This is a genomic window from Brachybacterium sp. JB7 (assembly GCF_003335205.1).
GTDB classification, from domain to species: Bacteria; Actinomycetota; Actinomycetes; order Actinomycetales; family Dermabacteraceae; genus Brachybacterium; species Brachybacterium alimentarium.
Map to the genome: position 1 here is coordinate 1 of NZ_QPGN01000001.1, position 23905 is coordinate 23905.

General features: G+C 70.6%; 16 protein-coding genes. 8 read left to right on the forward strand and 8 right to left on the reverse strand.

All coding sequences use genetic code 11. The annotated features are described in order from the left end of the window. Nucleotides 1-141 precede the first annotated feature (141 nt). The 3 genes from CIK81_RS00005 (at nucleotide 142) to CIK81_RS00015 (ending at nucleotide 4224) form a co-directional block, all read left to right on the forward strand. Complete coding sequence (locus tag CIK81_RS00005; RefSeq protein WP_114355319.1) at nucleotides 142-1326, forward strand: FAD-dependent oxidoreductase; 1185 nt, start codon at nucleotides 142-144, stop codon at nucleotides 1324-1326. 34 nt (nucleotides 1327-1360) lie between these two features. Beyond that, nucleotides 1361-2149, forward strand: a complete 789-nt coding sequence (locus CIK81_RS00010) for a PIG-L deacetylase family protein (RefSeq protein WP_096166065.1) — start codon at nucleotides 1361-1363, stop codon at nucleotides 2147-2149. A 206-nt stretch (nucleotides 2150-2355) separates the two neighbouring features. Beyond that, complete coding sequence (locus CIK81_RS00015; protein ID WP_096166066.1) at nucleotides 2356-4224, forward strand: transketolase; 1869 nt, start codon at nucleotides 2356-2358, stop codon at nucleotides 4222-4224. 299 nt (nucleotides 4225-4523) lie between these two features. Here CIK81_RS00015 and CIK81_RS00020 read toward each other — a convergent pair whose 3' ends face one another. The 3 genes from CIK81_RS00020 to CIK81_RS00030 all read right to left on the reverse strand — a co-directional run bounded on the left by CIK81_RS00020 (nucleotide 4524) and on the right by CIK81_RS00030 (nucleotide 8956). Continuing rightward, nucleotides 4524-6014 carry a sugar porter family MFS transporter gene (locus tag CIK81_RS00020; protein WP_096166067.1) on the reverse strand — a complete coding sequence of 497 codons (1491 nt, stop codon included), beginning with the start codon at nucleotides 6012-6014 and terminating at the stop codon, nucleotides 4524-4526. Nucleotides 6015-6411: 397 nt separating this feature from the next. Continuing rightward, on the reverse strand, nucleotides 6412-8250 hold the full coding sequence (gene metG, locus CIK81_RS00025; protein WP_096166068.1) for a methionine--tRNA ligase: 1839 nt from the start codon (nucleotides 8248-8250) through the stop codon (nucleotides 6412-6414). Nucleotides 8251-8308: 58 nt separating this feature from the next. Continuing rightward, nucleotides 8309-8956: an HAD family hydrolase gene (locus CIK81_RS00030; RefSeq protein ID WP_096166069.1), complete on the reverse strand. Its 648-nt coding sequence runs from the start codon at nucleotides 8954-8956 to the stop codon at nucleotides 8309-8311. Between the two features lie 277 nt (nucleotides 8957-9233). Here CIK81_RS00030 and CIK81_RS00035 point away from each other — a divergent pair, with 277 nt between their 5' ends. Together CIK81_RS00035 and CIK81_RS00040 are read left to right on the forward strand one after the other, a co-directional pair. Beyond that, on the forward strand, nucleotides 9234-10763 hold the full coding sequence (locus CIK81_RS00035) for an ATP-binding cassette domain-containing protein (RefSeq protein ID WP_096166070.1): 1530 nt from the start codon (nucleotides 9234-9236) through the stop codon (nucleotides 10761-10763). A gap of 62 nt (nucleotides 10764-10825) precedes the next feature. Next, nucleotides 10826-12211: a UTP--glucose-1-phosphate uridylyltransferase gene (locus tag CIK81_RS00040; protein ID WP_096166071.1), complete on the forward strand. Its 1386-nt coding sequence runs from the start codon at nucleotides 10826-10828 to the stop codon at nucleotides 12209-12211. Between the two features lie 196 nt (nucleotides 12212-12407). Here CIK81_RS00040 and CIK81_RS00045 read toward each other — a convergent pair whose 3' ends face one another. The 3 genes from CIK81_RS00045 to CIK81_RS00055 form a co-directional block, all read right to left on the reverse strand. Beyond that, on the reverse strand, nucleotides 12408-13685 hold the full coding sequence (locus tag CIK81_RS00045; protein WP_114355256.1) for a glycoside hydrolase family 76 protein: 1278 nt from the start codon (nucleotides 13683-13685) through the stop codon (nucleotides 12408-12410). Nucleotides 13686-13771: 86 nt separating this feature from the next. Next, nucleotides 13772-14947, reverse strand: coding sequence for an acyltransferase family protein (locus CIK81_RS00050; protein WP_114355257.1), 1176 nt, complete (start codon nucleotides 14945-14947; stop codon nucleotides 13772-13774). Between the two features lie 67 nt (nucleotides 14948-15014). Continuing rightward, nucleotides 15015-18455, reverse strand: a complete 3441-nt coding sequence (locus CIK81_RS00055; RefSeq protein ID WP_114355320.1) for a bifunctional proline dehydrogenase/L-glutamate gamma-semialdehyde dehydrogenase — start codon at nucleotides 18453-18455, stop codon at nucleotides 15015-15017. 329 nt (nucleotides 18456-18784) lie between these two features. Here CIK81_RS00055 and CIK81_RS00060 point away from each other — a divergent pair, with 329 nt between their 5' ends. Next, complete coding sequence (locus CIK81_RS00060; protein ID WP_096166074.1) at nucleotides 18785-19168, forward strand: hypothetical protein; 384 nt, start codon at nucleotides 18785-18787, stop codon at nucleotides 19166-19168. 176 nt (nucleotides 19169-19344) lie between these two features. Here the strand turns inward: CIK81_RS00060 and CIK81_RS00065 are convergent, their stop codons facing one another. Together CIK81_RS00065 and eis are read right to left on the reverse strand one after the other, a co-directional pair. Continuing rightward, entirely contained in the window at nucleotides 19345-19956 is a 612-nt protein-coding gene (locus CIK81_RS00065) for a thymidine kinase (RefSeq protein WP_096166075.1), read from the reverse strand. 222 nt (nucleotides 19957-20178) lie between these two features. Beyond that, complete coding sequence (gene eis / locus CIK81_RS00070) at nucleotides 20179-21468, reverse strand: enhanced intracellular survival protein Eis (RefSeq protein WP_096166076.1); 1290 nt, start codon at nucleotides 21466-21468, stop codon at nucleotides 20179-20181. A 64-nt stretch (nucleotides 21469-21532) separates the two neighbouring features. Between eis and CIK81_RS00075 the strand changes: the two genes are divergently transcribed. Both CIK81_RS00075 and CIK81_RS00080 read left to right on the forward strand, forming a co-directional pair. Further along, nucleotides 21533-22663, forward strand: a complete 1131-nt coding sequence (locus CIK81_RS00075; RefSeq protein ID WP_096166077.1) for a sugar phosphate isomerase/epimerase — start codon at nucleotides 21533-21535, stop codon at nucleotides 22661-22663. Nucleotides 22664-22866: 203 nt separating this feature from the next. Then, on the forward strand, nucleotides 22867-23904 hold the full coding sequence (locus CIK81_RS00080) for a 3-oxoacyl-ACP synthase III (protein ID WP_096166078.1): 1038 nt from the start codon (nucleotides 22867-22869) through the stop codon (nucleotides 23902-23904). The last annotated feature ends 1 nt before the right edge of the window (nucleotide 23905 follow it).

The window sequence follows — 23905 nt, forward strand, 5'->3', positions numbered from 1 at the left end:
CGGTGGCGCGTCGGCAGCCGCCTCCGCGGCACCGGACGCCGCGCCGACCGCCACAGCCTCCCCGGACGCGCTGCTCGCTCGGCAGGGGTGATCCCGCTCGCCCAGCGGAACATCCTGGCCCGGCCGCGAGTTCGAGTGAGCATGGAGGGAGCCCTGCGCACCGCGGACGTCGTCGTGATCGGCGCCGGCCAGGCCGGCCTCTCCGCCGCCTACCACCTGCAGCGACGTGGAGTGTCCTCGGTCGTGGTGCTCGACGCCGAGGCCGGGCCGGGCGGGGCCTGGCGGCATCGCTGGGACAGCCTCACCATGGCCACGGTCAACGGCATCCGCGAGCTGCCGGACATGCCCGCCGTGGAGGCGGAACCCCAGGAACCCGCCCGGCGGGCCGTGCCGGACTACTTCGCCGCGTTCGAGCAGCGCTTCGACCTGCAGATCGAACGGCCGGTGCGGGTCACCCTCGTCGAGGACGAGCCGTCGGCAGCATCTGGGGCCCACACCGATGCCGCGCCCCCTCCGAGTGCTCCGGCCGAGGCCGATGCGGGAGCTCTGCCACCGCTGCTCGTGCACTCGATCGATGCCGACGGTGAGCGCCTGCCCCCGATCCTCACCCGCGCGATCCTCAACGCGACGGGAACCTGGACCAGGCCGTTCCTGCCCGCACTGCCCGGAGCCGATGAGTTCCGCGGCCGGCAGCTGCACACGGTCGACTACGTGCGCGCCGAGGACTTCGCCGGCCAGCGGGTCGGGATCGTAGGCGGCGGCATCAGCGCACTCGGCTTCCTGCAGGAGCTCTCCGAGGTCGCTGAGACCTTCTGGTACACCCGGCGCGAGGTCGAGCTCTCGGAGCGCTCCTTCGATCGAGAGGCCGGGCGGGCCGCGATCGCAGGGGTCGAGGACCGCGTGCGCCGAGGGCTGCCCGTCGGATCCGTCGTCTCGAACACGGGACTGGTGTGGACCCCCGCACTGCGCGAGGCCCAGCGGCGCGGCATCCTGGAGCGTCGGCCGATGTTCACCCGCCTCACCCCGCAGGGCGTGGTGGAGGCCGACGGCACGCTCACCGAGCTCGACACGCTCCTCTGGGCCACCGGATTCCGTCACGAGCTGCGGCACCTGCGACCGCTCGGGCTGAGGAGCGACCTCGGCGGCATCAGGATCGACGGCACCGCCGCCGCTGCGGACCCCCGGATCCACCTGCTCGGCTATGGACCCAGCGCCTCCACCATCGGTGCCAATCGCGCCGGTCGCGCGGCCGTGAACACGCTGCTGAGGACGTTCGACCTCGAGCGCGAGGGCACCCCCGCCCGCCGCAGCACCAGCGCCGCCTAGAGTGAGAGGCCCGGTCCCCTCGCGAAGGAGCGTCATGTCCGACAGCCTCACGTCCTCTGATCAGGCTGCGCATTCTGATCTGCCCGCGCTGCCGGCGCTGCCCGAGGACGGCGTCCAGCGGGTGCTGTGCGTGGTCGCCCACCCCGACGACATGGAGTACGGGACCTCCGCCGCGGTGCGGGCGTGGACCCAGGCGGGGGTCGAGGTCACCTATCTGCTGCTCACCCGCGGCGAGGCGGGCATGGCCGAGGCCCCGGAGGTGGTCGGTCCGCTGCGTGCCCTCGAGCAGCGCCGCGCCTGCGACCTCGTCGGCGTCAGGGACCTGCTCTACCTCGACCACCCCGACGGCATGCTCGAGGCGGGCCTGCCCCTGCGACGGGACATCGCGCGCGTCATGCGCCGGGTGCGGCCGCACCTGGTCCTCACCGCGAACTTCGACCTGGAGGCCTACGGCTCCTACAACCAGGCCGATCATCGGGCCGCAGGGCTCAGCGCCGTGGACGCCGCCCGCGATGCCGCGAACCCGTGGGTGTTCCGTGAACTGCTCGAGCAGGAGGGGCTCGAGCCCTGGAGCGCCCGCGCGATGCTCATCGCCGGGCATCCCGACCCCACCCACGCCAAGCAGGTGGACGCGGACCAGGTGCAGGCGGCGGTGGAGTCCCTCAAGGCCCATGAGGCCTACCTCGAGCACGTCACCGGCCACCCCGCGCCGGAGGAGTTCATCCCGGAGATCCTTCGCCACGGCGGCGAGGCGGCGGGCACCGCTCACGCCGTCACCCTCCGCGTGGTCGACCTCGGCGGGCTGAGCGGCTCCGAGGAGTAGCACCCGGCGACGAGGAACCGCGCCCCGCCGGCCCCGGCAGCTCCCGCTCGCACGCGGCGCGCGCCCGAGAGCAATCGGACCGCTTGGTCGTCCGTGGCATGTACGCCGACCCCGGAGCCTCCTAGTGTGGAGGTGTACAGGACGACATACCACGGTGCCCCGGCGCGCCCAGCAGCGCGCACGAGGGCCCACGGAAGGAGCAGTCCATGTCCACCACCCAGCACGAGGGTTTCGACCTCTCCCAGATCCCCGGGCTCGCCGCGCAGCTCCGGGTCGACTCGATCCGCTCGTCCACGAGCGCCGGATCCGGCCACCCCACCTCCAGCATGTCCGCAGCGGACCTCCTGGCCACGTTGATGAGCCGTCACCTGCGCTACGACTGGGACTCCCCGGAAGCCCCCGGCAACGACCATCTGGTCTTCTCCAAGGGACACGCCTCGCCGCTGCTGTACGCCGTGTACAAGGCCGCCGGCGTCGTCTCCGACCAGGAGCTGATGAACGGCTACCGCCGATTCGACGAGCGCCTCGAGGGTCACCCCACCCCGGTGCTGCCGTGGGTGGATGTCGCCACCGGCTCCCTCGGCCAGGGTCTGCCCGACGCCGTGGGCATCGCACTGTCGGGCAAGTACCTCGAGAAGGCCCCGTACCGGGTGTGGGTGCTCTGCGGCGACAGCGAGATGGCCGAGGGCTCGATGTGGGAGGCACTGGACAAGGCCTCCCACTACGGGCTGACGAACCTGGTCACGATCGTCGACGTGAACCGGTTGGGCCAGCGCGGCCCGACCGACCTCGGCTGGGACCTGGAGTCCTACCAGCGCCGCGTCGAGGCGTTCGGCGCACGTGCCGTCGTCATCGACGGGCACGACATCGCACAGATCGATCACGCGCTGGCCGAGGCCGACGGCGACCTGGACAAGCCCCTGGTGATCCTCGCGAAGACCGTGAAGGGCAAGGGCTTCTCCGAGGTCGAGGACGCCGACGGCTGGCACGGCAAGCCGCTGCCGCAGGACAAGGCGGAGAAGGCCATCGCCGAGCTCGGGGGCGAGAGCAACCTGCTGGTCCGCGGGCCGGCCGCTCCCCAGATCGATCGCCCCGAGCCGACGGTGGGCACCGCGTCCATGCCGACCTTCGAGAAGGGCGAGGGGGTCGCCACCCGCAAGGCCTACGGTGCCGCGCTCGCCGCCCTCGGCGACGCCGATCCGCGCGTGGTGGCGCTGGACGGCGAGGTCTCCAACTCCACCGGGACCGGCACCTTCGTCGACGGGCATCCGGAGCGCTTCTTCGAGATGTTCATCGCGGAGCAGCAGATGGTCGCCGCCGCCACCGGGCTCTCCACTCGCGGCCACATCGCCTTCGCCTCGTCGTTCGCGGCCTTCCTGACCCGCGCAGCGGACTTCATTCGCATGGCGCCCGTCTCCCGCGTCGACCTGCGGATGGTCGGCTCCCATGCGGGCGTCGAGATCGGGGCCGACGGTCCCTCGCAGATGGGCCTGGAGGATCTCGCCCTGTTCGCCGCCACGCAGGGCTCCACCGTGCTCTACCCGGCGGACGGCACCTCGACCGCAGCCCTCGTGCAGCAGATGGCCGAGACGTCCGGTGTGAGCTACATGCGCACCACCCGCGGTGAGTACCCGGGGCTCTACGAGGCCGGGGAGGAGTTCCCGCTCGGCGGCTCCAAGACCCTGGTCTCGTCCGAGAACGACGACGTCACCCTGATCGGTGCCGGCGTCACGCTCCACGAGGCGCTCTCCGCGGCGGCCACGCTGGCCGAGCAGGGCACCCGCGCACGCGTGATCGACGCCTACTCGATCAAGCCGATCGATGTCGAGGGCATCAGCGCGGCCGTCGAGGCCACCGGCGGTCGAGTCGTCGTCGCCGAGGACCATCATGCCGAGGGCGGACTCGGGGCCGCCGTGCTCGCGGGCCTCGCCTCCGCGCCGATCACGGACCTGCACCTGGCGCATCTCGCGGTCGACGGAGTGCCCGGTTCGGGAACCAGCGCCGAGCTGCTCGACTGGGCCGGGATCGATGCTGCGCACATCGCGTCGGCGGCGCGCAGCCTGCTGGAGGGCTGACGCCGTCGGGAGGGCCGGGCCCTGAGAGCCCGGCCCTCCCGCTGCGGCAGGGCCATCCGCAGCGGACCCTGCCGTCCGTCGCTGCCTCCGCAGAAGAACCGACCGGCCGCACCACAGAGCCGACGGGCCGCAGAGCCGATCGGCGGCAAAGCTGATCGACCGCACCGCAGAGCCGACGGGCCGCAGAGCTGACGGGCCGCATCATGCAGACGTCCGCCCCGGATCATGGTTCCGGGGCGGACGTCTGCATGAAGCTCGCGTGAGCTCAAGAGCTCAAGAGTTCAAGAGCTGGAGAGGTGTCAGGCGCCGTCCGTGCTCGGTGCCGTCTTCTCGGCGTCCTTCTTGCGATGACCCAGCTGCAGGTCGTCCATGTCTTCGAGCTCGCGGTTCTTCGTCTCGGGGACCCAGAGGAAGACGAACAGCAGACTGATCAGTGCGAAGGCCGCGTACAGTCCGTACGCGAAGCTCAGACCGATGTTGGACAGCGCGGGGAAGGTTGCGGAGACCGCCCAGTTCGCGGCCCACTGCGCGGCGGCCGCGACCGCGAGCGCCGAGGCACGGATCCGGTTGGGGAACATCTCTCCCAGCAGCACCCAGACCAGCGGACCCCAGGTGGTTCCGAAGAACATCACGAAGGCGTTCGCGGCGACCAGCGCGACGGTGGACCACGGATCCGGGAGGGTGATGGAATCGGCGCCCGGGGCGATCTCGCCGAAGGAGAACGCGAGCGCCATCAGACCCAGGGAGACGGTCATTCCGGCCGAGCCGACCAGCAGCATCAGCCGGCGACCGACCTTGTCCACCAGCAGGATCGCGATGATCGTCGCGACGATGTTCATCACCGAGGTGATCGTGCTGGTGAGCAGCGCCTGGGACTCGTCGAAGCCGACGGACTGCCACAGCGTGGTCGAGTAGTAGAAGATGACGTTGATGCCGACGAGCTGCTGGAACAGGGACAGCAGCACGCCGATCCACACGATCGGCTTCAGCCCGAATCGGCCGCCCAGCAGGTCCCGCAGGCTCCCCTTGTCCTCGCGCTCGAGAGTGCGGCGGATCTGTTGGATCTTCAGGTTGACGTCAACCTCACCGGTGAAGTCGTAGAGCACGCGCGACGCCTTGTCGAGGTCTCCCTTGCCGATCAGATAGCGGGGCGACTCCGGCAGGAACAGGGCCATGATCCCGTAGACGGCGGCGGGCACCGCCTCGATCATGAACATCCAGCGCCAGGCGTCCACGCCGAACCACAGGGATTCAGCGGCGCCGCCGGCGGTGTTGGCCAGCAGAGCGTTGGACAGCAGCGCGGTGAAGATCCCCAGCACGATCGCGAGCTGCTGGAGCGAGCCCAGGCGACCGCGGAACTTCGCCGGGGCGACCTCGGCGATGTAGGCCGGGGCGATGACGCTCGCGGCGCCCACGCCGAGCCCGCCCACCACGCGCCAGATGATGAGGTCCCACACGCCGAAGGCCAGGCCGGAGCCGATCGCGGAGGCGAAGAACAGGATGGCGGCGATCACCATGACCGGGATGCGGCCGTAGCGGTTGGACAGGGCGCCGGCGAACCAGGCGCCGACGGCGCAGCCGATCAGCGCGGAGGAGACGGCGAAGCCGGTCAGCCCGGCGCCGAGGGCGAACTCGTCCGACAGTGCGTTGACGGCGCCGTTGATGACGGAGGTGTCGAAGCCGAACAGGAACCCGCCGATAGCAGCAGCGATGCTGATGACCAGGACTTTCGGGTTCAGACGTTGGATCTGGTGGGCCGAGGCGTCGGCGGGCGTCGCGGACGAGGACATGGGAAGCTCGCCTTCGTTGAGGGACGGGAACTCCTGCCACGCTATACCTGGTCCGCCAGGCGGGCATTACCGCGCAGTCACCCCAACAGTGGATCTCATCGGGGCCGACGCGTCCGAGCATTCACGCGCCGCGCTCGTCTCCCCGGCAAGATCCCTCTCGACCAGCAGCGTCGGCCTCGACGAGCAGGCTACGCCGTCGCTACGCCTCGAGGCCGCACAGCCGTCCCGCACGCGGAGGATCCCGGAATGCTGCCGCACCCGGTGGCGCGACCGTCCGGTCGTCCCGACCGCCCGGTCGTATCCTGAAGGATGCCGGGCGCGGAGAGCGGGGCGCGGGCAACGCGGCGCGCATCGTGCCGGAGCAGGCACGTCAGGAGCCGTCGGAGCGAAGTCCGCCTCAGTCGTCGGCCACGGCGTCGGCGTCGGCCGCTGCGGCAGCAGCTTCCGCCTCGGCCTCCAGCCGCTCGAGCTCCTGCTCGGCGACCTCGGGGTCGAGCTTCACGAAGATCGGGGTGGGCTTGACGACGGTCTGGCCCACCGGGACCGGACGGTGCTCCCAGGCAGGGACTCCCGTGTAGTCACCGGTGATGACCGGGTAGCCGGGGCCGCCGTCGAGATCCTCGACCTCGTCGATGCGCGGCATCGGGGCAATCATCAGGTCGCCGCCGAGAGCCTTCTCCACGGCGTTCGAGGACTCGGGGAGGAAGGGCGCCATCATCGTGTTGAGGTCGGTGACGGCCTGCGCGAGCACATGCAGCACGGTCAGCAGCCGCGGACGCTGCTCCTCGGCCTTCAGCTTGAAGGGCTCGGTCTCGGAGACGTATCGGTTCGCCTCGCCCACCAGGTGCATGACCTCGGCGATCGCCGCGCGCTGGCGGTGCGCCTCGATCAGGGATCCGACCACGCCGAAGCCGTCGCGGATGGCGCTCAAGAGCTTCTCGTCGACCGGCTCGAGCTCGCCGGCCTCCGGGATCTCGCCGACGTTCTTGGCGATCATGGCGGCGGTGCGGTTGACGAGGTTTCCCCAGCCGGCCACCAGCTCGTTGTTGGTGCGCGAGATGAAATCGCTCCAGGTGAAGTCGGCGTCCTGGGTCTCCGGGCCGGCGGCCGAGATGTAGTAGCGCAGCGCGTCGGGCTGGTAGCGCTCCAGCATGTCCCGCACGTAGATGACGACCTTCTTGGAGGAGGAGAACTTCTTGCCCTCCATGGTGAGGAACTCGCTGGAGACCACTTCGGTGGGCAGGTGCAGCTCGCCGAACTTCCCGGGCTCGCCGCCCTTGTCGCCCTTGCCGTTCTGGGCGATCATCTCCGCCGGCCAGATCTGGGAGTGGAAGACGATGTTGTCCTTGCCCATGAAGTAGTAGGCGAGGGCGTCCGGGTCGTTCCACCATGCGCGCCACGCGTCCGGGTCGCCACTGCGCCGCGCCCACTCGATGGAGGCGGAGAGATAGCCGATCACCGCGTCGAACCAGACGTACAGGCGCTTGTTGGGCTGGTCCTCCCAGCCCGGCACCGGGATGCCCCAGTCGATGTCGCGGGTCATCGCGCGCGGCTTGATGTCGTCGAGGATGTTCTGGCTGAAGCGGATGACGTTGGGGCGCCACAGTCCGGTGGCCTCCCGCTCGTCGAGCCAGCGGCCCAGCTCGCCCGCCAGGGCCGGGAGGTCCAGGAACCAGTGGGACGTCTCGACGAACTGCGGAGTCTCACCGTTGATGCGGGAGATGGGATCGAGGAGATCCGTGGGGTCCAGCTGGTTGCCGCAGTTGTCGCACTGATCGCCGCGGGCGCCGCCGGCGCCGCAGATCGGACAGGTGCCCTCGATGTAACGGTCCGGCAGGGTACGACCGGTCGACGGCGAGATCGCGCCGGAGGTCGTCTGCTCCACCATGTAGCCGTTGTCCCGCACGGAGACGAACATGTCCTGCACCACCTGGTAGTGGTTGCGGGTCGTGGTGCGGGTGAAGAGATCGTAGGAGAGTCCGAGCGCGACGAGGTCCTCGACGATGAGGCGGTTGTTGCGGTCGGCGAGCTCTCGGGCGGTGATGCCCTCGGAGTCGGCCTCCACCAGGATCGGGGTGCCGTGCTCGTCGGTGCCGGAGACCATGAGCACGTCGTGGCCGGCCATGCGCATGTACCGGGAGAAGACGTCGGAGGGGACGCCGAAACCGGCGACATGACCGATATGGCGGGGACCATTGGCGTACGGCCAGGCGACCGCGGACAGGACTGTGCTCATGGGAGTCGATTCTAGGGGAGAGCGGGCGTGTTCTCCGACGGGACCGGGTTTCGCGTTCTCACTCGGTGTGGTGGAGCACCGCATGCCACCCGTAGGCAGCGGCACCGCGCACGTGCCGCGGGGAGTCGTCGAGGAACGCGACCTGCTCGGCGCGCAGGTCCTCGCCCAGCTCGTGCTCGATCCGCGCATGCGCGAGGGCATAGGCCTCGCGGTCCGGTTTGGCTGCGCCGAGATCCGCCGTGTTCAGCAGGAAGCGTCGGCCCGGACCGAGGAAGGGCGTGATCCCCAGGTCGTCGAGCTCCTCAGGCACCCGGTCGGTGCCGTTGGTCAGGATGAACACCGGGATCCCCGCGCCGCGCAGTGACTCCAGCTCGTCCAGGACCTCTCGATCGATCCGGGCGGGGGAGGACAGCCAACCGCGGATCACGGCGTCGGCGCCCTCCGGGGTGCTGCCTGCCGCCACCAGCGCGGACGCAGCCTGCTCGCGCCATTGGCGGTGAGTGCCGCGGCCTCGCACCACCTCGTCGAGGAAAGGGTGACCGAGCACCGCCTCGTAGACCGTGCCGTCGGGGACCTCGGCGACCGCATCGAGCTCGCCCCACAGGGACGGGTCGAAGCGCCGCAGCACCCCGTCGAGGTCCGACACCACCGCTCGGAGGTCGTGATCGTGCACGAGACCGCGCAGCTGAGTCAGGGAGGTGCTCATCGCGCCATCGTACGGAGGGCGGCGCCGAGGAGCGGGAGCGGCGCTGAGCAGACGATGCGGCGCGATGGTGGCACTGGAGTATTCGCGTGACGCCACGCCGCGGGTGCTCTACGGTCGGCGGCATGTCGTTCTCCTGCCTGTGCTTCGCGACCATCGCGCCGCGCCCCCGCGCCCGCCGCTGACGGCGGCGCCACAGCACCCTTTCTCGCGCCGTCGTCCGGAACCCGACCGGGCGGCGCCCCGCCATGCCCGGTGACCTCCCACCGGAAGGCACGACATGACTTCGCACATCTCTGTCCGCACCACCACCGGCACCGCGCACCTGCGCGCCCGGGGCCTCCACCTCGCCCGCGGCGGCCGCGTGCTGCTGCGCGGGGTGGATCTCACCCTCGCTCCGGGCGACCGCCTCGCCGTGGTCGGCGAGAACGGACGCGGCAAGACCACTCTCCTCGCGGCGCTCGGCGGCGACCTCGACCCCGATGCCGGGACGATCGAACGACACGGCAGCCTCGGCATCGTGCCTCAGGAGCTGGCCGTGGACGACTCGGGCCCGCGCACCGTCGGCGCGCTGCTCGACGTCCTCCTGGCGCACCCGCTCGGCGTGCTGCACGTCCTCGACGAGGCCGCCGCAGCGCTCGGCGAGGACACCGGCGCCGCCGCGGCGCAGCGCTACGACGACGCCCTCGCCGCGGCGACCGCGATCGATGCCTGGGATGCGCCCCGCCGCCTCGAGGTCGCTCTCGAGGAGGTCGGCGCGATCACCGACCGGGGGCGCCGGCTCGACACGATGTCCGTGGGCCAGCGCTACCGGGTGCGCCTGGCCGGGGTGATCGCCGCCCGGGCCGATCTGCTCCTGCTCGACGAGCCGACGAACCATCTCGACGCCCGGGCGCTCGACCACCTGACCCAGGCGATGCGCGAGCATCCGGGGGCGGCCGCGATCATCTCCCACGACAGGGCTCTGCTCGCCGAGATCGCCACCGCATTCCTGGATCTGGACCCCACCAGCGACGGCGAACCGCTGCTGGTCAGCGGCGGCCTGGAGCAATGGCAGGAGGCCAGACGCCGTCATCGGGCCGCATGGGAGGACGCGCACCGCGCGCAGCAGGAGGAGCACGAGCGGCTGCGGTCCCAGGCCGACGCAGCACGTTCCCGTCTCTCCACGGGATGGCGACCCGACAAGGGCACCGGCAAGCATCAGCGGCAGAGCCGTGCCCCGGGCGCGGTGCGGGCGCTGAACGATCGGATCGATCGTCTTCAGGAACATCGGCTCGATGTGCCGACGCCGCCTCCGCGGCTCCGGCTCCCCGCCTCCGACACCCGGGCGGGGGCACCTCTGCTGCGCGTCGAGGAGGTGGAGATCGAGCGGGGAGCAGGGCTGCCGCCGCGTCTGCCCGCGACCTCCCTGCGCCTCGAGGGCGGCGACCGCCTGCTGGTGGTGGGGCCGAACGGCGCCGGCAAGACGACGCTCCTGCGCGTCCTGGCCGGGGACCTGGCCCCTATGAGCGGATCGGTGCGGCGCCTGAGCGATGCGCGCATCGGACTGCTCGAGCAGGAGGACGACCGGGCGAGGTCACCCCATCGGGGCAGCCCGGGGGAGCGGCGACGGCGGGCGCTGGCCGCTGTGTTCACCGCTCGGCCTGACATCGTCCTGCTCGACGAACCCACCAACCACCTGGGGATCAGCGGCGTCGACGACCTGCTCGACGCGCTCGAGAGGACGCCGTCTGCCGTGGTGCTCGCCACCCACGATCGGTCCGTGCTGCGCGCGCTCGCACACTGGCCGCGGCTCGAGCTGGGCGGCTGAGCTTCGCCGGGTGATCGGGACGGACGCAGCAGAGCACGCGCCCGTCCCGATACCCTGGTGGCATGAGCATTGAAGGACTTGCCGCAGCGCAGCAGAAGATGGCCGATGACGGGGTGGCCCAGACCGCGATCGACGTCTTCTCCCACTACTACGGGCAGCTCGAGGACGGCGTCACCGGGTCCATCCCGGAGGACACCATCGAGCCCTACCTCGACCCGCCGAAGCTCGAGGACGTCTCGATCGATCCCGGTCACGCCAAGCAGGTCTTCGACCAGCTGGCGATCATCAACCTCAACGGCGGCCTGGGGACCTCGATGGGGCTGGACCAGGCGAAGTCCCTGCTGCCGGTGCGTGAGGGCAAGAGCTTCCTGGACATCATCGTCGAACAGGTCCTCGCGGCCCGTCGGGGCACCGGGTCGCGCCTGCCGCTGATCTTCATGAACTCCTTCCGCACCCGCGAGGACACCCTCGAGGTGCTCTCGAAGTACGAGGACCTGCCCGTCGGCGACCTGCCGCTGGACTTCCTGCAGAACAAGGAGCCCAAGCTCCGCCAGGACGACCTCACCCCCGTGACCTGGGACGAGGATCCGGCGCTGGAGTGGTGCCCGCCCGGCCACGGCGACATCTACACCGCGCTGCAGACCTCCGGTCTGCTCCGGCAGCTGCTGGACGCCGGCTTCAAGTACGCCTCGGTCTCCAACTCGGACAACCTCGGCACGGTCCCGAACCCGGTGATCGCCTCGTGGTTCGCGAGCACCGGCGCCCCGTACGCCGCGGAGCTCTGCCGCCGCACCCCGGCGGATCGCAAGGGCGGTCACCTCGCCGTGCGGAAGTCCGACGGCCGACTCATCCTGCGTGACACCGCGCAGACCCCGGCCGAGGAGATGGACTACTTCACCGACGAGCACCGTCATCCGTTCTTCCACACCAACAACCTGTGGTTCGACCTCGAGCAGATCGACGCGGTGCTCAAGGAGCGCGAGGGCATCATGGGCCTGCCCCTGATCCGCAACGAGAAGACGGTGGATCCGGCCGACAAGGCCAGCACGCCCGTGTACCAGATCGAGTCCGCGATGGGCGCGGCGATCGAGGTCTTCGACGGCGCCACCGCGATCGTCGTGGGCCGCGACCGCTTCCTCCCGGTGAAGGCCACGAGCGACCTGCTGCTGGTGCGCTCGGACGCCTACACGCTCGATGGACGGGGAGCGCTCGTGCAGCAGGTCGACACGCTGCCGGCCGTATCGCTCGCCCCGAACTCCTACAAGCTCATCCAGGACTTCGAGCCCCGGTTCTCCCACGGCGTGCCGTCCCTGCGCGAGGCCGCGACCCTCGATGTGCAGGGCGACTGGACCTTCGGCGCCGACGTCACCGTCGTCGGCGATGCGGTGCTCGGCGAAGAAGGCGGGGAGGTGCCCGAGGGCGCCCGCGTCGGGACCGCCACGTCCTGACCTGCTGACCTGTCGTGGGGCGGGCTGAACCCGCTGCCCGTGGCCTGCAGCCCGTCGCCCGCAGCCTGCTGCCTCCCGCTCGGCGTTGTACGCGTCGGGCGGGAGGCGGCGCTCTGTGCGGGCGAGACCTCCCGGGGAGCCCGGGAGCCCGGGGAACCCGGACATCACGGAGTGTTCGGGGAGCTCGCCGGATCGGTCAGCTCAGGTGCGTCCACTGGGCTCGCGGCATGGCGGCCAGAGCGAGGGTGCGGGCGAATCCGGCCTGGTCGAGCAGGTGGGTTCCCTCGTCGGTCTCGCGGGATCCGTTGATGAGATCGGTCTCGGGATCCCGTCGGTTCTCCCACAGACGCTGTGCGTAGGACTGCGTGATCTTCCGGCCCGGGATGTGCCCGCCCAGGATCGATTCCGCCATCAGCAGGTTCGACAGCAGGATCGCGTTGAACTGGATCGGCTGGTCATCGAACGCCGAGTCCTCGACGAACGGCGAGTAGTGCGCGATGACCGCGTCGGCCAGGGCGGCGGCGCGCTCGCGGTGGACGGGATCGCCGGTGATCTCGAAGGCGAGTGCCTCGCAACCCAGCGGCACGCCCTGGTTGTAGGTCCAGAACGTCTTGTCGACAGTGCCGTCGAGATCGATGTTGTCCCAGAACAGGCCCTTCTCCGGATCGAGCAGGGTGTCGCGGCCCCAGTCCATCCAGCGCAGGGCGTCCTCGAGGGCCTGGTCCTCGCCGGTGATCTGGTGCAGCCGCAGGGCGACCTTGGCGGAGGGGAAGGTGGAGACGGTGTTGCGGCAGGTGTTCCAGTCCCCCTGCGTCCAGAAGATGCCGCCGGGGCAGGGGAGCGACGGATCGGTGGACTCCCCGGAGCGGAACAGCTGGAGCAGCGTGCCGGCGCGCTCGAGATCGCCGGCGTCGGCGCCGGTGAGGAGGTGCTGCTCGATCTCCAGCAGCGCGATCCAGTCGTTGTCGTCGTAGAAGAAGTCGCCGTTGGCGCCCTGTGCCGAGTCGGTGGCGGCGGTGTAGCCGGGCAGGCCGGTGGTGCCGCCCTGCGGGTACCAGTAGTGCTCCTGCGCCCGGATCAGTGCGGCGTCGGCGGCGGACAGATCGAGCTCCCCTGAGTCGTGCTCGCCCCGGGAACCGCTGACCGCTGCGATCAGCTCGGTCACGGCGGCGCGCGCCTGGGAGAGCGGCCAGACGTAGGTGAACTCCGGGTCCTCTTCCTGGCGCGGCACGCGCTCGATGAGCATGTCCGGATCGGTCTCGGCCCGGAAGCTCTCCAGCAGCGCCTTCGCTGCGGCGAGGGCGTGGGAGGTCGCCTCGTCGGCAGGGAGCGGGCGGGAGGGCTGGTTCTCGGTCATGGAGGGTTCGGTCCTCTCACCGGGGGCGGCGACGGCGGGCGATGCGGCCAGCCCGCCACCTCCCAGGGCAGTGGCGGCGAGGACGCCGCGGCGGGACGGACTGTGCGGAGCGGTCATGACGGGGGCACCTCGATGTGCACTCGGGAGTCGGCCGCCCTCACGGTAGTCCCAGTCGGCGGGCCGCGCACGGCATTCCGCTGAGCTCAGGCCCCGACCGGGCGGGAGGCCTTGGGCTCCTCCGGCTTGACCAGGAGGTTCCCGATCGGCGGATCGGTCAGCCAGCGGGTCAGCTTCCCGACGATGCTGCTCCCCAGGACAGCGGTGAGCACGACGGCCGCGGCGATCAGGCCGAGCGTTCCCCACCAGGTCGACGTCACGTCCGGCACCTCATCGGCGTAGCGGAACGGCATCAGGAAAAGGGGATGCAGCAGATAGATGGTCAGCGAGCGCTCGCCCAGGGCCGTCAGCGGGGAGCGGCCGCGGGGCGAGACGAGCAGCAGCGCGACCGAGGCGATCACGCCCACGACCAGCACGGCCACACGCAGGGCCATGCTCATCAGGATGCCGGAGTCCTCGCCGTAGGCCGAGCGCAGGAAGAAGATCGAGGTGCGGAAGTCCTCGCGCAGGAGGAAGGCGCACGCCAGCGCCGCCAGCAGCACGACGCCGCCCACCCAGCGATGGCGGAAGGCCTTCAGCCGTTCGAGGGCCTGCGGCGTGGTCACGAGCCCGAGCACGAAGAACGGGAGCATCCCCACCAGGCGGCCCAGGGTGAAGGTCGAGTCCAGATCGGCATCCAGGGGAGAGATCACCGCGATCGCGACGGCGAACACCAGCGGGTAGCGCAGCTGGCGCAGCACCGGGGTGGCCAGGCGCCACAGCAGCAGCGCGAGGAGGAACCACAGGGTCCATGCCGGCAGGAAGAGCTGGAGGTGGAACTCGTGGCCCTGCAGCAGCATCTTGGCGAGCTCATGGATCACCTGGAAGATCAGGTACGGCACGACCATCGCCGTGAGCAGACGGCGCACCTGGCGCGGCTCGTTGCGGTAGGAGCGCGAGAGATAGCCCGAGATCAGGACGAACGCTCCCATGTGGAACGAATAGATCCACGTGTACACGGTGTCGGGGAAGACCTGGGAGCTCTGGAAGAAGCACTCGATGGTGTGCGCGACGACCACGAGGGTGATGAGGATGCCGCGGGCGTTGTCGAGGAACGGATCGCGGGGCCGACGTGCGGTCGAGGGCGGACCCTCGGGGGTCGCCTCGCCTGACCCCGCACCCGACGGGGCCGCGATCCCCGAGGAGCCGGTGGAGTCGGAGGAGCGGGGGCGGCGACTGCGCGGGGTGCCGCGCCGCCGGGTCGTCGAGTCTCCGTCGTGCATGAGGCTCCTTCGAGCGTGATCTGGGGGCGGACCCGAGCAGAGTACGACGTCGGACCGAGGCGAGCGCTCAGGCGGTGCCGCGCAGCCAGCCCTGTCCACCGGTGAGGTCCATCGGGTGGGGCAGCGGGTTCCCGTAGCGATGGTCGGTGGCGCTGATCGCCTGCTCATGCAGGAAGGCCAGCTGCTCCACGCGTCCGCTCCTCACGACAGCGCCGGTGAACAGGGCGACCTCGATCCGGTCCGCGATCGCGCGTCGCAGGGCGTCGTCGGCCGTACCGATCAGACGGATGCGGGCCTGCTCGACCTGGGGAACACGGCTCGAGAACTCCTCGGCGTCCTCGATCTGCACGTCACCCGCCTCGAACCCGCTCGCGGTCGCGGCCTCCATGAGCTCGGCGTCGGCGAGGGACACCTCCACCTCGGCACCCACCGTGGCCGCCGCATGCAGCACCCGGGTCAGCTCGGCGGCGGTGGCGTCCGCAGCGGCACGCACCAGAACCGGCAGCGGGAGGTGCCGCAGCACGTTGACCTCGCCCTGGAGGTCCTGCACGTCGCGGGGCGCGAAGGTCGAGGACCAGTGCTCGCGATCGGAGTGCCGGGCGGCGGCCAGCCACTCCTGCGTCGCGTCCGCGCCCGCGGTGCGGTCGACGGCCTCGGCCTCGGGATCGGAGGCATCCATGAGATGCACCAGGTAGTTCGGGCCGCCTGCCTTGGCGGTCTGGCCGATCGCGGAGCGCTTCCAGCCGCCGAAGGGCTGGCGCTGCACGATCGCACCGGTGATGCCGCGGTTCACGTAGAGGTTGCCCGCCTCGGCGCCCTCGGTCCAGCAGGCGATCTCCTCCGGGTCCAGGGAATGCAGGCCCGCAGTGAGCCCGAAGTCGGTGCCGTTCTGGATCCGTATCGCCTCCTCGAGGCTGCCGGCGTGCATCATGCCCAGCACCGGGCCGAAGTACTCCGTGAGGTGGAAGGCGGAACCCTCCGCGACCCCGGTGCGCACGCCGGGGGAGTAGACACGCCCCTCCTCGTCGAGCTGATGCGGCCGTGCCAGCCAGGACTCCCCGTCGCCGAGCTCCGTGAGGCCCGCGGTGAGCTTCTCGCCGGGCTGCTCGATCACCGGACCCATCTGGACGGTGGGATCTGTCGGCTCGCCGACATGGAGACTGAGGACGGCGTCGGCGAGCTGTGCGGAGAACCGCCTCGAGTGGGAGACGGATCCGACGGTGATCACGAGGGAGGCTGCCGAGCACTTCTGGCCGGCATGGCCGAAGGCGCTGGCGGCGACATCGCGGGCGGCGAGATCGAGATCCGCGTGCGGGGTGACGATGATCGAGTTCTTGCCGCTGGTCTCCGCGAGGATCCGCAGCTCGGGCCTCCAGGACGCGAACAAGGCCGCGGTGTCCGAGGCGCCGGTGAGGATCAGCTGGTCCACGCGCGGATCCGAGATGAGCGCCCGACCCACCTCGTTCTCGGGCACGTCCACCAGGGTGAAGACCCCCTCGGGCACCCCGGCCTGCCGCAGGAGGCCGCCGATGTAGGCGCCGCAGCGGCGAGCCTGCGGGGCGGGCTTCATGATCACCGAGCTGCCGGTGACCAGCGCGGCCAGCGCGCCGCCGGTGGGGATCGCGACGGGGAAGTTCCAGGGCGGGGTGACGAGAGTGAGCGCCCGTGGGGTGAAGGAGACCTCGTCGAGCGATGCGAGGCGCTCGGCCTGCTCGGCGTAGTACAGCGCGAAATCGATCGCCTCGCTGACCTCGGGGTCCCCCTGCTCGAGGGTCTTGCCGGTCTCCGAGGCCATCACCTCGAGGATCTCGGCGCGGTGCGCGGCGAGCGTGCCGGCGACCCGGCGCAGCACCAGTGCCCGCTTCTCCACGCCGAGCCCGGCCCAGCCGGGCTGCGCGTCCAGGGCGGCGGTGATGAGCTCGTCCACGCCCTCGACGCTGTCGACCCGGGCCGCGCGGATCTCCTCCTCGCCGAGCACGGAGCCGCGGATCCGGTGGGTGACCTGCTCGGCCCAGGCCTGGTTCGCCGGGGTGGACAGGTCGGTGTCCGGGGTGTTGCGGAAGGCGCCGGGCACGGCGGGCAGGGCCGGGCTGCCCAGCGGGATCATGCCGCCGCGGGACTCCGTCGACCGGTCCTGATCGCGATGAGTGGGCACGGAGCTCTCGCGCAGGGCACGGTCCAGGGCGCGAGCGAAGCGCTGCTCCTCGCGCTCGAAAAGGTCCGGGGCGGTCTCGAGCTCGAAAGCTGCGGAGAGGAAGTTCTCGGAGGAGGCGTTCTCCTCGAGCCGGCGCACGAGATAGGAGACCGCGACGTCGAAGTGACGCGGATGGACGACCGGGACGTACAGCCGCATCGTGCCCGTCGCCTCGCGCACCACGGCCTGCTGACCGGGAGCCATGCCGGCGAGCATCTCGAACTCGACCCCGCTGCCCTCGCCCGCGGAGATTCCGCGCTCGCCCATCAGCAGGTGCGCGAAGGCGACATCGAAGAGGTTGTGGCCGGCCACGCCCATGTGCACGGCCTCGAGCTGCTCGGGATGCAGGGCGTCGAGCAGGATCCGCTTGTACTGCGCGTCCGTCTCCTCCTTGCTCATCAGCGGCGCCTGGGTCCAGCCGTGCACAGAGGCCTCGACCTGCTCCATGGCGAGGTTCGCGCCCTTGACCAGACGCACCTTCACCGGCGCTCCGCCCGCGGCGACGCGTCGTTCTGCGAAGCGGCGCACCCGGGCCATCGCGGAAGGGGCGTCGGGCAGGTAGGCCTGCAGCACGATGCCGGCGTGGAGCTGCTCGAGCTCGGGACGGTCCAGGAGCTTCTCGAAGACCTGCAGCGTCAGCTCGAGATCCTGGTACTCCTCCATGTCCATGTTCAAGAAGGTGGGTCGGTCCGAGCGGGCGGAGTCCAGGTACAGCGGGAGCAGGGTCTCCACGATGTGGTCGACGGTCTGGGCAGCGGCCCAGAGCGGGAGATGGTCCACGATCGAGGACACCTTGATCGAGGCATAGTCGACATCGTCGCGGGCCACGATCTCCCGCACTCCCTGGAGCCGACGGCTCGCCTCCTGCGCACCCAGCACGGCTTCGCCCAGCAGATTGATGTTCAGCGTCGTCCCGTCCGCGGTCAGTCGGCTGATCGACGCGGTCAGCGGTGCGCTGCGGGCATCGAGGATCAGGTGGGAGACCATCCTGCGCATCGCGGCCTGGGCAGTCGGGACCACGAGGGACGGGGCGACCCGCGAGGTCATGCCGCCGAGGGCGACGACGCGGCGCAGCGCGCGGGGGAGGAAGGCGGGCGGGTCCTGCGCGAGGCGACGCAGCTCGACAGCGGCGGCGTGCGGGTCCTCGGGGCGGACCACCCGGTCGACGAAGCCCAGCGTGAAGTCCAGACCCTGAGGATCCTGCAGCAGGTCCGACAGCATCTTCGCCGGTCCCGGCACGGGCCGGGTCGCGGCCGCGTCGACCCAGGCGTGCACCTGTGCGGAGACGTCCTCGAGGGACAACGTGGTGGTCATGCGCTCATCGAGCGGGAACTGCGACGGGGACAACGTAGGTCTTCTCCTCGGTCGCCGTGCAGGACGGCGGTGACGGCGGTGCGGGCTTCTTCGCCCTTCCCTGATCGTAGAGCCTGCGGGACGCCGCGGAGCCCACGAACCGGGGTTCGTCCGGCGTCGGACCCGAGGACGGTCCGAGGTCGCCGACGACGGAGGATCGACCGAGGCGAGAGGGCGCCGACCCTGCGGCCAGTGCCGCGAGGTGGACCGCTCGGTAAGGCAGAACCGGTGATCGTGATGCGGCTGTGACACGATGCCGTCCACGACACCGACGTTCCCTGGAGGCAGTGATGAAGAAGCTCATTTTCCTGACCGGACTCGCGATCGGCTTCGTGGTCGGCTCTCGCGCAGGCCGTGGGCCGTACGAGTCGCTCGAGCGCACCGCACGGCAGGTGGCCGATGACCCCGAGGTGCAGCGACGCGCCTCCGAGGCGAAGGAGAAGGCGAGCCAGACCGCTCGTGACACGGCGTCGACCGTGAAGGAGAAGGCCCCTGAGGTCGCCTCCGCCGCGCAGGGCGCGGTGGCCGGAGCGGCCTCGAACGCCAAGGACCGTCTCAGCGGCGACCAGGACGAGCTCGACGAGGACGCCTCGGCCCTCGCCGGGAAGTCCGAGGACACCGCGAGCACCGGCGGCGACGCCGCGGTCGGCGAGGATCATCCCCTCAGCTCCTGAGAGCCGCGGGCCGCGCGGCGCGTGAACGCCACCGCGTGGACCCCATGACGTAGCGGGCACCGTGCCTCCCCTCGGGGAGCGCGGTGCCCGTTCAGGTGGCGCGGCTCGTCGAGTAATCCGCACCGGGCGCCTTGAGGCGCCGGGGCCGGCCGACGGAAGATCCCGGCACGATCACCTCAACCGAGCAGGCTCACCCCGGCGTGCTCCTGCTCCTGCATGAAGCAGGGGCCGCACAGCGACACATAGCTGACATCCCCCACCTCGTCGATCGCGACCTGAGCGCCCTCGAACACATGGCGACCGTCCACGACGCGTCGGTTGAACTCGGCCTGCGAGCCGCAGCGGCACATCGTCGGCAGCTTCTCGACGTTGTCCGCCAGCTCGAACAGGCGCCGTGCCCCGGGGAACATCTCGGTGCGGAAGTCGGTGCGCAGCCCGTAGCAGATCACCGAGATGCCGTCGCGCTTGGCGATCGTGAAGAGATGGTCGATCTGGAGCGGCTCGAGGAACTGCGCCTCGTCGACCAGCACACAGTGCAGCGGGCGCAGGTCTCGCTGGTCGGCCATCGCGGGGATCCGAACGCTGAGGTCCTCCCCGGGGTGGGCGAGCACGTCCACCCGGCGCCGGGCACCGCCCCGCGCGACGACCCAGCTCTCGCCCTTGGTGTCCAGGGCGGGCTTCACGGTGAGGGTGGCCAGGCCCCGCTCGTCATAGTTGTACGCGGTCTTGATGAGCGTGTCGGACTTCCCGGAGTTCATCGCTCCGTACTTGAAATGCAGCTTGGCCATGCGAGGGAACTCCGAGGTCGGTGGGCTGGGGCCGGGTGGGACGGCCGCCCCAGGGTACGGGGCCTGCGGCGGCGATGCTGAGTGTCTGGAGACGGAAGCTGCGGAAGCCGCGGCTGCGCCGAACGCCGGTGCCGCAGACGCCGCAGACGCTGCGGATGCCGCGGACGCAGCAGATGCCGACGGAGCGGACGGCCTCGTGCGCTCCGTGCGGCAGAGCGCGCCTCAGAAGGCGTCCAGCACGCTCGGTCGAGGGCCGGCCAGCAGCGCATCCAGGAACTGCTCCGCGGCGGGGTCGGCGATCGCGGAGAGCCCGAGACGACGCGCATCGGCCAGCGTCCGCCCGCCCATCAGCAGCAGACCGGCGGCGTGGATGTCCCACCGGGCGGTCCCGAGCACCTCGGCGGCTTCCCCGCCCGGCGAGCTCGCCGCATCGGGGACGCCCGTGTCACCCGGGATGCTCCCGTCCTCGGGAGCGCTCCCCTCATCGGGGGATGCGGCGACCCTCCCGTCGGCCGCCGAGAGCAGCCACGACCCCGCAGACCGGCAGGTGCCCTCGGGCACGGTGTCGTCCTCGACGACGAGGCGCACCGCGCCGGCGAGCCCGGCCGGAGCACGACGTGCCTCGAAAGCCGCAGCGGTGTCGATCACCCGCATCATCACCAGCGGCAGGCCGTCGACAGGCCGGGCGCCGGACCCGGGAAGCACATCGAGCACGGGATCCTCGGTGCGCACCCGCAGCACGACGCTCTCGGTCACCGTCGACCAGGAGCCCAGCGACCGCAGCAGGGCGAGGCGATCCTCGCGGGTGCGACCCAGGATCTCGTGCACCTCGAGGCCGGCTCCACCGTTCTCGCCAGCGGTGCGGGTCCAGGACACGTAGCCGTGCGCGATCCCGTCATGATCCTCCAGCAGCAGCGCGGACCATCCTCCGGAGGGCAGGCCGGCCGGGAACAGCGGCCCCTCCCTCGTGAGCATCCCGTTGTCCTCGGCGGTCAGCTCGCGGTAGAGGCCGTGCAGGCGCGGCATCGAGGCCCCGGTCACGGGCACCAGACGACGGTCCGGCATCTTCGGCAGATGCTGCAGATCCACGATCGGGACGAGCAGCCGCTGCACCGAGGCGACCACCTGGTACCCGGCGCGGCGATAGATCGCGGGGTGCGAGGGATACAGCATCGACATCGGCAGCTGCTCCTGGGCGCAGCGCGCGATGGTCGCGGTGATCAGTTCCCGGAACAGGCCGTCACCGCGGTGCGCGGGGTGCACCGCGAGCCCGCTGATCCCGCCGCAGTCCACGACCCCGCCGCCGAGCGTGATGCGGTCATGGCGGATGCGGGCGCCGGCCGCGACCACACCCGGGGCACCGCCGGGCAGCTGCTCGGAGCCGATGCCGATGGCGGTCTCCCCGGCGGAGAACGGTCTGCTCTCGACCGCCTCGAACCCGCCGCCGAAGGCTCCGGCGCTGAGGGATCGGTAGGCCACGTTGTCATCGACGGTGAGTTCTCGGACGCGCATGATCGAGAGTCTAGGGTGCCCCTGTTGCATACTGGCACCGCCCATCCGATGCCGAGGAGATGCCGTGACGCCACGCCGTGACCGTCAGTCGACGAGTGCGCCGCGCAGCGGTGCGCGCAAGCCGCTGACCCGCCCGAACCGTGCTCAGCGCACCAGCCGGGAGACGCTCTCCAGGCGCCTGTCGGCCGGGGACCCGCGCAGCGAGCAGCATCCTCAGCGGAGGATCCCGGTGGGTCTGTCGACCTCGTCGGTGTTCCCCGCCGGGGTCGAGGAGGCGTTCCGGCTGGCGGATCTGATCGGGTATGACGGCATCGAGGTGATGGTGTCCTATCCCAAGGACAGCCAGGACCCGGAGATCCTGCGCGAGTACTCCGAGCGGTACGACCAGCCGATCCTCTCCCTACACGCGCCGACGCTGTTCTTCCTGCAGGGGCTGTGGGGCCGCGACGCCTGGGTGAAGGTCGAGCGGACGGTGCAGATCGCGCAGGAGCTCGGTGTTCCCACCGTCGTCGCGCATCCGCCGTTCCGCTGGCAGGGGAGCTATGCGCGCGGCTTCGTCGACGGGGTGGCGGCGCTCGAGGAGAAGTACGGCGTCGCGATCGCGGTCGAGAACATGTACCCCTGGCGGCTGGGCGTGCGCGAGCTGCTCAACTACCTGCCCGACCACGACCCCACCGATGAGGACTACTCCCATGTCACCGTCGACCTCTCCCATGCGGCCACCGCGGGCGACGATGCGCTGGAGATGATCGACCGGCTCGGGGACCGGCTCACCCACCTGCATCTGGCGGACGGCTCGGGCCGCACCACCAAGGACGAGCACCTGCCGCCGGGGGAGGGCAACCAGCCCTGCGCGGAGGTGCTGCGGCGGCTGTCCAATCGCGGATGGCAGGGATCGGTGCTGCTCGAGGTGAGCACGAGCGGGAGCGCCGAGACCCGTGAGCAGACCCTGCGTCAGTGCCTCCTGTTCGCCCGCCACCACCTGGGGCATCACCTCGACGACGACGACCTGGGTGCGGACCTGGACAGCGGTCGCGTGGACGCCGGGGACGCCGGGGGTCCCGTGGACGACGTGGACGACGTGGATGACGGAGCCGGCGGCACCGTCTCCGACGCACCGGGCCCTGATCAGACGTCGGGATCCCCGGAGTCGCGGGACCAGGGGCCGGCAGACGCCGACCGCCCCGCCCCATGAGATGCTGGTTCCTGGGTGAGCGCTGGACCGACGTGGGATCCGCCACCCGAGCAGGCAGCCCTCAGGTGCCGGTGGGACAATGGCGACCGCATGTGCCGGACCCCGAACTCGAGAGAACCTTCGGAGCCAGGCAGCCCGCGACGGCCTCGGCCAGCGGTCATGCCACCACGAAACGTCCACGATGAACGAGGTAGCGCACGCAGATGGCGAACGGGAACGGGAACACAGGATTCGTCCACCGGAATGCCTCCTTGCTCTCGGTCGAGATGACCCTCCCGCAGGTCACGGTCACCTCTGACGAGATCGATGAGATGCTCTCCCCGGCCCGCAAGCGACTGCGGCTGCCCAAGGGAGTGCTGCAGAGGGTCGCCGGCGTCTACGAGCGCCGCTGGTGGCGCGATCCCCAGAACGGATGGAAGCAGGGCGTGGTGCTCGCCGCCGAGCGGGCGATGGCCAAGGCCGGGATCATGCGCGACCAGGTCGGTCTGCTGATCAACGCCTCCGTCTCCCGTCAGCACCTCGAGCCGGCGGTGTCCACCGGCATCCATCATTCGCTCGGCATGCCCTCCAGCTGCATGAACTTCGACATCACCAACGCCTGCCTGGGCTTCGTCAACGCGATGACGATGGCGGCGGGCATGATCGATGCGGGCCAGATCCAGTACGCCCTGATCGTGGGTGCCGAGGACGTCGAGCAGGTCCAGCGCGGGACCATCGACCGCCTCAACGCGAAGAACTCGACCCGGGCCGACTTCAACAACCAGTTCGCCTCCCTGACCCTGGGGTCCGGGGCGGCCGCCGCGGTCATCGGCCCGACGGACAAGCATCCCGAGGGTCACCGCCTGAAGCACACCCAGTCCCGTGCCGGAACGGAGCATCACGAGCTGTGCGTCGCGGACATGCAGGACATGCGCACCGACTCCGCCGGGCTGCTGGAGAACGGGATCCAGCTGATCCTGGACACCTGGAAGGGCGCGAACGAGGACGGCCTCGACTTCAAGAGCATCCACCACGTGATCCCGCATCAGGTGTCGATGGTCTACACCCGCAACTTCTCGAAGATCACCGGCGTGGGCATGGAACGCATCCCGGTGACCTTCCCCGACTGGGGGAACGTGGCCGCCGAGGCGGTCCCGATGACCCTGGCCAGCATCCAGGACGACGTGAAACGGGGTGAGCGCGTGCTCCTGATGGGAGTCGGCTCCGGCTTGAACACCGCGATGATGGAGGTCGAGTGGTGAA

Coding starts and splice junctions, on each gene's coding strand:
- CIK81_RS00005 (WP_114355319.1), top strand. CDS start 142: ATGGAGGGAGCCCTGCGCACCGCGGACGTCGTCGTGATCGGCGCCGGC.
- CIK81_RS00040 (WP_096166071.1), top strand. CDS start 10,826: ATGAGCATTGAAGGACTTGCCGCAGCGCAGCAGAAGATGGCCGATGAC.
- CIK81_RS00045 (WP_114355256.1), bottom strand. CDS start 13,685: ATGACCGCTCCGCACAGTCCGTCCCGCCGCGGCGTCCTCGCCGCCACT.
- CIK81_RS00030 (WP_096166069.1), bottom strand. CDS start 8,956: ATGAGCACCTCCCTGACTCAGCTGCGCGGTCTCGTGCACGATCACGAC.
- CIK81_RS00050 (WP_114355257.1), bottom strand. CDS start 14,947: ATGCACGACGGAGACTCGACGACCCGGCGGCGCGGCACCCCGCGCAGT.
- CIK81_RS00035 (WP_096166070.1), top strand. CDS start 9,234: ATGACTTCGCACATCTCTGTCCGCACCACCACCGGCACCGCGCACCTG.
- CIK81_RS00080 (WP_096166078.1), top strand. CDS start 22,867: ATGGCGAACGGGAACGGGAACACAGGATTCGTCCACCGGAATGCCTCC.
- CIK81_RS00010 (WP_096166065.1), top strand. CDS start 1,361: ATGTCCGACAGCCTCACGTCCTCTGATCAGGCTGCGCATTCTGATCTG.
- metG (WP_096166068.1), bottom strand. CDS start 8,250: ATGAGCACAGTCCTGTCCGCGGTCGCCTGGCCGTACGCCAATGGTCCC.
- eis (WP_096166076.1), bottom strand. CDS start 21,468: ATGCGCGTCCGAGAACTCACCGTCGATGACAACGTGGCCTACCGATCC.
- CIK81_RS00065 (WP_096166075.1), bottom strand. CDS start 19,956: ATGGCCAAGCTGCATTTCAAGTACGGAGCGATGAACTCCGGGAAGTCC.
- CIK81_RS00055 (WP_114355320.1), bottom strand. CDS start 18,455: ATGACCACCACGTTGTCCCTCGAGGACGTCTCCGCACAGGTGCACGCC.
- CIK81_RS00015 (WP_096166066.1), top strand. CDS start 2,356: ATGTCCACCACCCAGCACGAGGGTTTCGACCTCTCCCAGATCCCCGGG.
- CIK81_RS00060 (WP_096166074.1), top strand. CDS start 18,785: ATGAAGAAGCTCATTTTCCTGACCGGACTCGCGATCGGCTTCGTGGTC.
- CIK81_RS00020 (WP_096166067.1), bottom strand. CDS start 6,014: ATGTCCTCGTCCGCGACGCCCGCCGACGCCTCGGCCCACCAGATCCAA.